The following is a 9,553-nucleotide window of genomic DNA, read 5'->3' on the forward strand; positions in this document are numbered from 1 at the left end:
GCTCCGAACGCGAAGGCCGTGCCCAGCACCGCTTGCAACACGATGCCGCTGGCCATGCCGCCTGAACGGCGGCGCCCGGCCCTCGCGGTTTTCAGCCGAAGTAGCCGTTGACGGTGGCGTTGGCCTGGTCGAGCGAGTTGACGTCGGCCTTGAAGGAGAAGATCGCGTCCATCGTCTCCGTCATCGTCGCGGTGATGTCGGCCCAGTGCTCGGCGATCGGGGCCAGGTGCGTGGTGCCCTCCTCGACGTGCATGGTGAACGGCTTGACGTCGATCCCCGCGTCCTTGAACGCCTGCTCCGCCTTCACCGTGGCCGTCTTGATCGCCGGGAAGACGATCGCCTCCTTGGCCACGATCTCCTCCTGGCACGCCGGCGAGCCGAGGAACTTCACCCACGCCCACGCCGCGTCGGGGCTGTCGGTGGAGGCCGAGATGTTGTCGGCCAGGCCGTTGAAGAGGCTGGCCCGCTTACCGGTCGGCCCGATCGGGGTGGGGGCGAGGGCCGACTTGACGCCCTTCAGGTTCCAGTACGTCTTGGTGTTCCAGCTTCCCTCGGTGACCATCGCGTACTTGCCCGCCCCGTACGCGTCGATCTGCCCGACACCGGAGCTGACGATGTCCATCGTCGGCATGTACCCCTTGTCGATGAGCGAGGAGAACCACTTGATGGTCTCCTTGAACTTGGGATCGGCGTAGTTGAACTTGCTGGGCCACGGGTTCCGGTCGCCGTACTGCCACCCGTTGCTCATCGTGTACTGGCTCCACTCGGTCTGCCCGAAGCCCGCGCCGCTGCCGTTCAGGCCGAGGCCGTAGGTGGCCACGTTCTTCTTGTCGAAGCCGGGCTCGTCGCCGCGCTTGCCGTTCTTGTCCACGGTGAGGCGGGCGATGACCTTCTCGTACGTGCCGCCGTCCTGCGGGTTCCACTTGAGCTCGGCCATCTCCTCGGGCTTGATGCCGGCTTCCTTCAGCTTGTCGGTGTTGTAGATCACCGCCACGGTGTCGAAGTCCTTCGGCAGCCCGTACCGCTTGCCGTCCTTGGCCACCCACAGGTCGGCCAGGCCGTCCTGGTAGATCGACAGGTCCACCTTGTCCTTGGTGACGTTCTCGTCGAGGGGCAGGATCTGGCCCTGGGCGGCGAACTCGGGGTAGCGCGACAGGTGGCCGACGAACACGTCGGGGGCGGTGCCGGAGACGAAGGCGGTGGTCAGCGTGTTCCAGTAGTCGTCCCAGCCGTACTGGGTGATCTTGACGGTGTAGTTCGGGTTCGCCTTGTGGAAGGCGTCGGCGCAGGCCTGGTACTGGGGCTGCTGGGCGGTGTCCCAGAGCCAGTAGTCGATCGTGACGGGCCCGGCGGCGGCCTGCGGCTCCTCCTGGGCGCCGCATCCGGCCAGCAGCAGCACCGCCGCGCCCGTGACGGCAAGACAACGCTTCATCACAACAACCTTCCGTGGTGGGGGGACGGCGCTCACTTGACGCCGGTGTAGCCGATGGAGTCGATGACGCGGCGGCCGAGCAGGGCGAACAGCACCATGATCGGCAGCGCGGCGAAGAGGGTGGCGGCCATGAGGCCGGCCCAGTCGGGGCTGCCCTGCGGCGTCTGGGAGCGGAAGATGCCCAGCGCCACCGTGAGCACCCGCACGTTCTCCGCCTTGCCGACCAGCAGCGGCCAGAAGTAGTCGTTCCAGCTCGTGATGTAGGTGAGGATGGCCAGCGTGGCGATGGGCCCCCGGCTCATGGGCAGCACGATGCGGAAGAACGTGCGCACGTGCCCGGCGCCGTCGATGCGGGCGGCCTCCTCCACGCTGGCGTTGATGCCGAGGAAGAACTGCCGCAGGAAGAACACCGCGAACGGCGTCATGAGCAGGTGCGGCAGCACGATCCCGAGGAAGGTGTTGAGCAGCCCCAGCTCCTTGATCAGCACGAAGTTGGGCAGCGTGGTGAAGATCGGCGGCACCATGAGCGCGGTGACGAAGAGCGTGAAGACGGCGTTCCTGCCGGGCCAGCGCAGCCGCGCGAAGGCGTAGGCGGCCAGCGCGCCGAAGAAGACCTGCCCGGCCGTGGTGATCGTGGAGACGATGATCGAGTTGCGCAGGTAGAGCCAGAAGTTGACGGTGCCGCTCGACCCGCCCTCCGCCACCGCCTCCGCGGTGCTCGACAGGCCGAGCACCCGGCGGTAGGCGCCGAGCGTGAAGTCCACGGGCAGCAGGTCGGCTGCCCCCGCGGCCAGCGCGCGGGTGTTGGAGAAGGACGTGCGCAACATCCAGTAGAACGGGAACAGCGTCACCAGCATGACCAGGACGAGCACGGCCCAGCCCGCCACCCTGCCCCATCGGATCCGGGCCATCACGCCCCCCTCAGATCGGACTCGCCGGCGCGGGAGAGGCGCAGCTGCAGGTACGCGACCCCGGCGAGCAGCACGAACAGCACGGACGACAGCGCGGCGGCGTAGCCGAAGTTGAACCGGTTGAACGCCAGGTCGTAGATGTAGAAGTAGATGACCCTGGTGGCGTTGATCGGCCCGCCCGCCGTGGTGACGGCGATCGTGTCGAAGACCTGGAAGGAGCCGATCACGCTGAGCACCATGACCAGCGCCATCACCGGCCGCAGCAGCGGCAGCGTGACCCGCCAGAACGTGCGCCACTCCGAGGCCCCGTCGATGGCGGCGGCCTCGTACACGCTGGGCGGGATCATCTGCAGCCCGGCGAAGATGAGCAGCGCGGTGTAACCCATGTGCCGCCAGGTGTTGATCCCCGCGATGGTGGGGATGGCCAGGTCGGAGCCGAAGAACGCGACCCGGTCGAAGCCCAGCCACTCGATGAGGTTGTTGACCACGCCGAGCTGGAAGTCCAGCATCCAGAACCACAGCAGGGCCACGATCACGTTGGCGACGAGGTAGGGCAGCAGCACGATCCCGCGCACCAGCATGGACTTCGTCAGCCGGTACAGCAGGACGGCCAGCAGCATGGAGATCACCGTCTGCGAGACGATGTTGAGCACCACGTACTCGGCGGTGACCTTCAGCGCGTTCCAGAACAGGCGGTCGCCGAACAGCTTCTCGTAGTTCTCCAGCCCGATGAAGCGGGGCGGCGTGAGGACGTTGTACCTGGTCAGGCTGAGATACGCGCCGCGGATCGCGGGCCAGAGGTAGAAGAGCGCGAAGCCGATCGCGGCGGGGAGGACGAACAGGACGGCGACGGGCAGATCACCGAGTCGGCGTCGAAAGGGCGGTGGGGGAGTCCTGGGCACTGTCCCGGGCACTGTTCCGGATGGGGTGCGGGGGGCGGCGCGGACGGTATCACTGGTCAACTGACCTCCTAGTGCCCGCCGGCGGTTGTTCAGCGGTGCAACAGCAGATGCTGGAGAGCGGTGACGGCCGCTCCCCTGGCCCACTCGTTGAAGGCGAAGGGCTTGACGGCGACCCGTACGGGGCCGGCCGTCCAGTGCGTGTGCGCGGCGAGGGCGGTGTGGAACGCCTGTGCGCACACGTCGTACATGTGGACCGACTCGCCGGACAGGACGACGAGCTCGGGCCCGGTGATGTTGGCGACGGTGGCGACGACCTGGCCGAGCGCGGCGCCGGCCTCGTCGAGCACGCGGCGGGCGACGGGGTGTCCGTCGGCCGCCAGCGCCAGGCAGTCGTCGAAGGTGAGCTCGGGCCGGGCGATCGTGGTGGCGATCGAGCGGCGGATGGACGGGGAGGAGGCGTACGCGCGGGCGCAGCCGCGGTGACCCCGCTCGCACAGGGGGCCGCGGTCGTCGATCTGCAGGTGGCCCACCAGCCCGCTGGCGCCCGACTGCCCGGTCACCAGCCGGTCGCCGATGACGAGCCCGCAGCCGATGCCCGCCCCGACCGTGACCAGCGCGAACGACGAGTGCCCCACGCCCTCGCCGAACCACTGCTGCACGGCCGTCAGCGCGCGCACGTCGTTGTCCAGCACGGTCGGCACGTTCACGGCCCGCTCGACCAGCTCGGCCAGCGGTAGCTGGCTCCAGCCGAGGAACGGGGAGGTGTGCACGACGGGGTCGCTCGGCGTGGCGGTGCCGGCCAGGCTGATGCCGACGGCCGACAGGGGCCGCTCCGGCACGGTCAGCTCCTCGACCGCCTCGACGATCCGGCCGAGCACGTGGTCGATGTCGTGGTCCGCGAGCGGCCTGGACGTCTCCCCGTGCACGGTGGCCGCCAGGTCGGTGCGTACGGCGAACAGCTCGTCCTCGGTGAGCTTGACCCCGACGAACGACATGCGCGAGGCGTCCACCTGCAGCGGCTGCGAGGGCCGCCCGACGGTCGCCGGGCCCTCCTCGCCGGTCGCCTCCAGCAGGTAACCCGCCTCGATGAGCGGCCTGGTCAGCTTGGTCAGCGCGGACGGCGACAGGGTCAGCCGCCGTGCCACCTCCGCCCTGGACAGGGGGCCGTGCACGAGCAGCTCGACGAACACGGAGCGCATGGCGTCGGTGAGCCGCACATGGTCCGTGGCGGTGTGTGAGAACACGGGGCCATGGTTGGGGTTATTTGTTCTCCTTGTCAAGTAAAGCCGTGGTGTGGATCACAGCTTCTCTCGTCCTGTGTCTGTCTTTCATTGACCAAGTGCATTAAAGCGGGTTAGTCTCCAGCCGCCTGATCGAACCAGCAGCTCGGGGGACGCCGATGCCTGTAATCCCGCTCGACGACCACCATTGGGCGCTCACCACGCCCACCTCCACGTACGTCGTAGGCGTGGAGATCGACCCGGACACCGGTGAGGCCGCGCCGCGGCAGACGTACTGGGGCCCACGCCTCTCCGCCGAGGCCGCGCGGCAGGTCACCGGCCTGCCCAGGCGGCACGTCTCCAGCTTCTCCACGCCCGCGGAGATCGAGGAACTGCTGCCGGTGGACGGCGGCAAGCGGTGGGGCTCGCCCTCGCTGCAGGTCGCGTTCGGCCACACGCGCTCCCTGGAGCTGCGCTTCGCCGGGGCGCGGCGGCACGACGAGGGCGGCGGCGCCGAGCGGCTCGACGTGCTGCTGGCCGACGCCCACCACCCGTTCGAGGTCGTGCTGTCGCTCCGGGTACGCGACGACACCGACGTCATCGAGCGCTGGACCACCGTCAGGGCCGGCGCCGAGGTCACCGTCACCCGCCTGGACTCCGGCAACTGGTTCGTCCCCGACGCCCCGGCCTACCGCTACAGCGGCGTCTTCGGCGCCTGGGCGGAGGAGTCGCAGCTCCAGCGCGGCCCGCTGCCGGTCGGCGAGCTGGTCTTCACCAGCCGCCAGGGCATCACCAGCCACGTGGCGAACCCGTGGGTGATGATCGACGCCGGGGAGGCCACCGAGGAGCACGGCGAGGTCTGGGGCGTCGCCCTGGCCTGGAGCGGGAGCTGGCGCCTGACCACCACGCAGCGGCCGGAGGGCGGCGTCTGCGTCTCCGGCGGCTTCGGCCACGACGGCCTGCGCTGGACGCTCGGGCCGGGCGAGGAGCTCGTCACGCCGTCCGTGCTGGGGCTCTACAGCACCGGCGGGTTCGGCGGGGCCAGCCGGGCCTGGCACGCGTACGCCCGCGGGCACGTGCTGCCGACCCCCTTCGAGGAGCGGCCCGTGCTGTACAACTCGTGGGAGGCCACGACGTTCGCCGTCACCGAGGCGCAGCAGCTCGAACTGGCCAAGACCGCCGCCTCGCTGGGCGTCGAGCTGTTCGTGATCGACGACGGCTGGTTCGGCCGCCGCGACGACGACACCACTTCGCTGGGCGACTGGTTCCCGCATCGCGAGCGGTTCCCCGACGGGCTGCGCGGCATGCTCGACGGCATCCGCGACCTGGGCCTGCGCGTCGGGCTGTGGGTGGAGCCCGAAGGGCTGAGCAAGGAGAGCGAGCTCTACCGGGCGCACCCCGACTGGGCGCTGCACCTGGAGCACCGCCGCCGCGACGAGAAGCGCGGCCAGCTCGTGCTCAACTTCGCCCGCGACGACGTACGCGAGTGGGCGCTCGGCTGGCTCGACGAGCTCGTCACCGAGCTCGGCCTCGACTACCTCAAGTGGGACATGAACCGCCCGTTCACCCAGGCCGGCTGGCCCGAGCGGGCCGGCGACCAGGACCGGGTCTGGATCGAGCACACCCGCGGCGTCTACGAGGTGATGCGGATGCTGCGCGAGCGGCACCCCGGGCTGCGGATCGAGTCGTGCGCCGGCGGCGGCGGGCGCATCGACTACGGGATCCTGCGCTACACCGACGAGGTCTGGCCCTCGGACAACACCGACGCCCGCGACCGGCAGACCGTGCAGCACGGCTTCTCCCAGCTCTACCCGGCCAGCGCCATGTCCGCCTGGGTCACCGACTCGCCCAACCCGACCACCAAGCGCGCGATGCCGCTGCGTTACCGCTTCCACGTGGCGATGGCGGGCGTGCTGGGCGTCGGCGGGAACCTGTCGGAGTGGACCTCCGGCGAGCTGGAGACGGCCGCCGAGCTGATCGCCCAGTACAAGCGGGTACGCAGGACCGTGCAGCACGGGGCGCAGTACCGGCTGGCCGGCACGCCGGGGCAGGAGCGCTCCGCCGTGCAGTACGTGCTGGACGACCAGGTCGTGGTGCTGGTCTACAACCCGCTCGGCAACGCCAAGCGCGGGCCGCGCACGCTCCGGCTGACCGGGCTCGACCCGGAGGCGCTGTACGAGCTGGAGGCCGACGGCTCCCGCTGGCACGGCGGCACGCTCATGGGCGCCGGCATCAGGCCCGCCGCCTGGGAGCCGATCGGGGCCGACCACCGCAGCGAGCTGGTGGTGCTCAGGAAGCTGTAGATCGGCTGGGCATGTCCTGGCCGTTAGGGTCTCGTGGAGTGTCCAGTGGACCTGTCGCGGCTCGGGCGGGGCATGAGAGTTTGAGCCATGGGGCGGGTCGCCGGCCGCATCGGCGGTGGTGGCCCGCGTGGGGGTTTCACTCGTCATGAAGGGGGCTTCACCATGGTCGAGAACTTCGCCGAACTGCCCGCTCCGTCGTCCGTACGGCTCATCGACTTCGAGGAGGCGCGGGTCGTCCCCGGCATCGTGCCCAGGTCGTTCATCCTCATCGTCAGCGGTACGAAGCCGTACCTCAACATGACGGTCTCGCTCTCCCCGCTGGTCTACATCCAGCAGCCGGAGTACTGGGGCATCGAGGTCATCGGGTCGCTGCCCGGCATCGGGCTGCCCGCCACGGCCCCCTACACGGTGTCGCTGCCGCTCGACGGCATCCTCGGCACCAAGGGGATCGAGGTCATCGGGGCCGGCAACCGCAAGACCTTCGACGTGCCGTAGGGGGGCGATCTCTCGTATGACGCAGGCTTGGGACGCGATCGCCGGTGAGGCCGTGCGACGCGCCCTGGCCTGCGTGGACGGGCCCGCCTACACCGTCCTGCCCGGCGGTGCCCGGCTGCCGCAGACCTCCGCCCCGGCCGTCGTCGGCGGCATGCTGGAGCGGCTGGAGGTGGAGCCGGGGCACCGGGTGCTGGAGATCGGCACCGGGTCCGGGTTCTCCGCGGCCGTGCTGTCGCGGCTGGTCGGGCCGGGCGGGCACGTCACCTCCGTCGACATCGACGCGCGGCTGACCGGGCGGGCCGCGCGCCTGCTGGCGGACGACGGGTGCCGCAACGTGCGGCTGGTGACGGGCGATGGCACGCGCTGGGCGCCGGAATCGCGTTACGACCGGGTGATCGCGTGGGTCACGCCCGTACGCGTCCCGGACGTGTGGGTGCGGCAGGCCGCGCCGGGCGCGGTGATCGTCACCCCGGTGCACCTCGCCCCGCTGGCCCGCGCCATGGCCGTGGTACGGCTCCGCCGCGGCGCCGGCCCCGACCGGCTCGCCGCCGACCTGCTGATGCCGGGCGGCTTCGCCGAGGCCAGGCCCGAGCCGCACGACCAGTGGCCGGTGCCCTCCTACGGCGTGGACGCGCTCACCCGCGACGCGGCGGGCCGGATGTGGTGGGTGGCGGCCGAGTGGCTGCGCGCCCACGAGCCGGCCGTCGGCATGCGGCTGCTCGAACTGATGATCACCGATGGGCGCGGGGGCACCGGATGGCTGGGCGCCGTCGACCTGCACGCCTACCTCATGGCGGCCCGGCCGGAAGGGCTGACCACAGCCGCCCTCGGCGACCAGGGCTGGGGCGTCGGCTGCTCGGACCCGGGGGGCGTGGCGCTGGCGGGCCTCTCGGGCGACCTGTTCGTGGCGGGCGCCTCCGCCGCGGCCGAGCGGCTCGACGGGTGGGCGCTGGAGTGGCGCGAGCGGGGGCGGCCCGGCATGGCCGACCTGGTGCCGCGCCTGCACCGGCGCGGCTCCGGTTGGGACGTGCGGGCGGCCGTCCCCTGAGAGCCTTCTCCCCGGATCAGGCCCCGAGCGCCTTGCGGATCATCGGGTACGAGCTCTTGAACTCCCTGATCCAGTACGGCCAGGTGTGCGTGCCGTTCCCGTACAGGTGGAGCGTGTGCGGGATGCGCAGCCGCTTGAGCCGCTTGCTCAGCGCCTTGCCCGTGTACGCCGAGATCGGCTCGCCCAGGTGCGCCGGATGCCACGGCGAGCCCGGCGGGTCGAGCGGGCCGTTGAAGCTGTTGGTGCCGCTGGAGAGGTAGAGGCTGACGCCCTTGAGGTTCGCGGCGAGGGCCAGGGGGTCGTTGGCGGCCCACACCCGCTTGTCGCGTTTCGGGTCGCCCCACAGCGCCAGCGGGTCCTGCTTCTCGCTGGCCTGGGCGTTCATGATGACCGCCGGGATGCCGGGCAGGCGGGTGGCCAGGATGCCGCTGTACGCCCCGGCGAAGCGGAACATGCCGGGATGGCGGGCGGCGTACTTGACGGCGCCGTACGCGCCCATCGACAGGCCCGCGATCGCGCGGCGGCTGCCGGCGCGGTAGCCGATCTCCAGCAGCCGGCGCACCTCGTAGGTGTGGAACGTGGCCCACGCGGGCGGCCCGCCCCTGCCGCCGTTGTACCAGTCCGTGTAGTTGCCGGCGCGGCCCGCCTCCGGCATGACGACGATGGCGTCCAGGTCGGCGGTGTAGGTGGAGACGTCGGTCATGCGGGTCCACGAGGTGTAGTCGTCCGCGCCGCCGTGCAGCAGGTACAGCACCGGCCACGTGCGTCCGGCGCTCTTCGACCAGCCCTGGGGGAGGAGCAGCCGGACCGGCAGCATGCGGCCGACCGACGGCGAGGAGATCAGGATGTCCAGGGTGCGGGCGTCGAGGCGGCGCTCGCGCACCACGCGGGCCTGCCCGGGCAGCGCCTTCTGCCACGGCAGGTGACCGCTGTCCTGGGCGGGGGGCCGCGTCGGCTTCGCGCTGGGCTGCTCCGAGGCCGAGCCCTCGGGGACGAGCGACCAGTCGGGGTCGGCGCGGGCGGTGGAGACGCCCGGGGCGGACAGGACGAGCAGCGGCACCGCCGCCACGGCCAGCAGGCGGCGCATGCTTGATGACATGGTCGGGCTCCTTCGCCGGCAGTGCAGGCGAGGGTAGGCGGTGGGGCGGCGGCACGGCTATGAGCGTCCGTACGAAATTCCGCCTCTCGTTACGTCACGCCGGATAAATCATCACCGCCGTGACAAAACGCGGCCGAGGAATG

The 9,553-nt window shown here is 71.0% G+C and carries 8 protein-coding genes; 3 read left to right on the plus strand and 5 right to left on the minus strand.

The window, feature by feature from the left end; genetic code table 11:
* Positions 1-91: 91 nt before the first annotated feature.
* From AB0I79_RS56225 to AB0I79_RS56240, 4 genes are read right to left on the minus strand one after another with little or no spacing between them, the layout of a single operon-like run.
* Positions 92-1,432 carry a sugar ABC transporter substrate-binding protein gene (locus AB0I79_RS56225; RefSeq protein WP_357893028.1) on the minus strand — a complete coding sequence of 447 codons (1,341 nt, stop codon included), beginning with the start codon at positions 1,430-1,432 and terminating at the stop codon, positions 92-94.
* Positions 1,433-1,464: 32 nt separating this feature from the next.
* A complete protein-coding gene (locus AB0I79_RS56230; protein ID WP_357893030.1) occupies positions 1,465-2,343 on the minus strand; it encodes a carbohydrate ABC transporter permease in 879 nt (292 codons plus the stop codon).
* On the minus strand, positions 2,343-3,305 hold the full coding sequence (locus AB0I79_RS56235) for a sugar ABC transporter permease (protein ID WP_357893032.1): 963 nt from the start codon (positions 3,303-3,305) through the stop codon (positions 2,343-2,345). The genes AB0I79_RS56230 and AB0I79_RS56235 overlap by 1 nt, the downstream gene beginning before the upstream one ends.
* Before the next feature lie 29 nt (positions 3,306-3,334).
* A complete protein-coding gene (locus AB0I79_RS56240) occupies positions 3,335-4,489 on the minus strand; it encodes an ROK family transcriptional regulator (RefSeq protein ID WP_357893036.1) in 1,155 nt (384 codons plus the stop codon).
* A gap of 155 nt (positions 4,490-4,644) precedes the next feature.
* On the opposite strand from AB0I79_RS56240, the gene AB0I79_RS56245 reads away from it, so the two are divergent.
* From AB0I79_RS56245 to AB0I79_RS56255, 3 genes are all read left to right on the plus strand, one after another.
* Positions 4,645-6,768 carry an alpha-galactosidase gene (locus AB0I79_RS56245; protein ID WP_357893038.1) on the plus strand — a complete coding sequence of 708 codons (2,124 nt, stop codon included), beginning with the start codon at positions 4,645-4,647 and terminating at the stop codon, positions 6,766-6,768.
* Between the two features lie 162 nt (positions 6,769-6,930).
* A complete protein-coding gene (locus tag AB0I79_RS56250; RefSeq protein ID WP_253756020.1) occupies positions 6,931-7,263 on the plus strand; it encodes a hypothetical protein in 333 nt (110 codons plus the stop codon).
* Positions 7,264-7,279: 16 nt separating this feature from the next.
* Positions 7,280-8,311 carry a methyltransferase domain-containing protein gene (locus AB0I79_RS56255; protein ID WP_357893041.1) on the plus strand — a complete coding sequence of 344 codons (1,032 nt, stop codon included), beginning with the start codon at positions 7,280-7,282 and terminating at the stop codon, positions 8,309-8,311.
* A gap of 16 nt (positions 8,312-8,327) precedes the next feature.
* Here the strand turns inward: AB0I79_RS56255 and AB0I79_RS56260 are convergent, their stop codons facing one another.
* Positions 8,328-9,410: an alpha/beta hydrolase family protein gene (locus tag AB0I79_RS56260; RefSeq protein WP_357893043.1), complete on the minus strand. Its 1,083-nt coding sequence runs from the start codon at positions 9,408-9,410 to the stop codon at positions 8,328-8,330.
* Between the last annotated feature and the right edge of the window lie 143 nt (positions 9,411-9,553).

The sequence above is a fragment of the Nonomuraea sp. NPDC050202 genome (assembly GCF_040656115.1).
In the GTDB taxonomy this organism is placed as follows: Bacteria; Actinomycetota; Actinomycetes; order Streptosporangiales; family Streptosporangiaceae; genus Nonomuraea.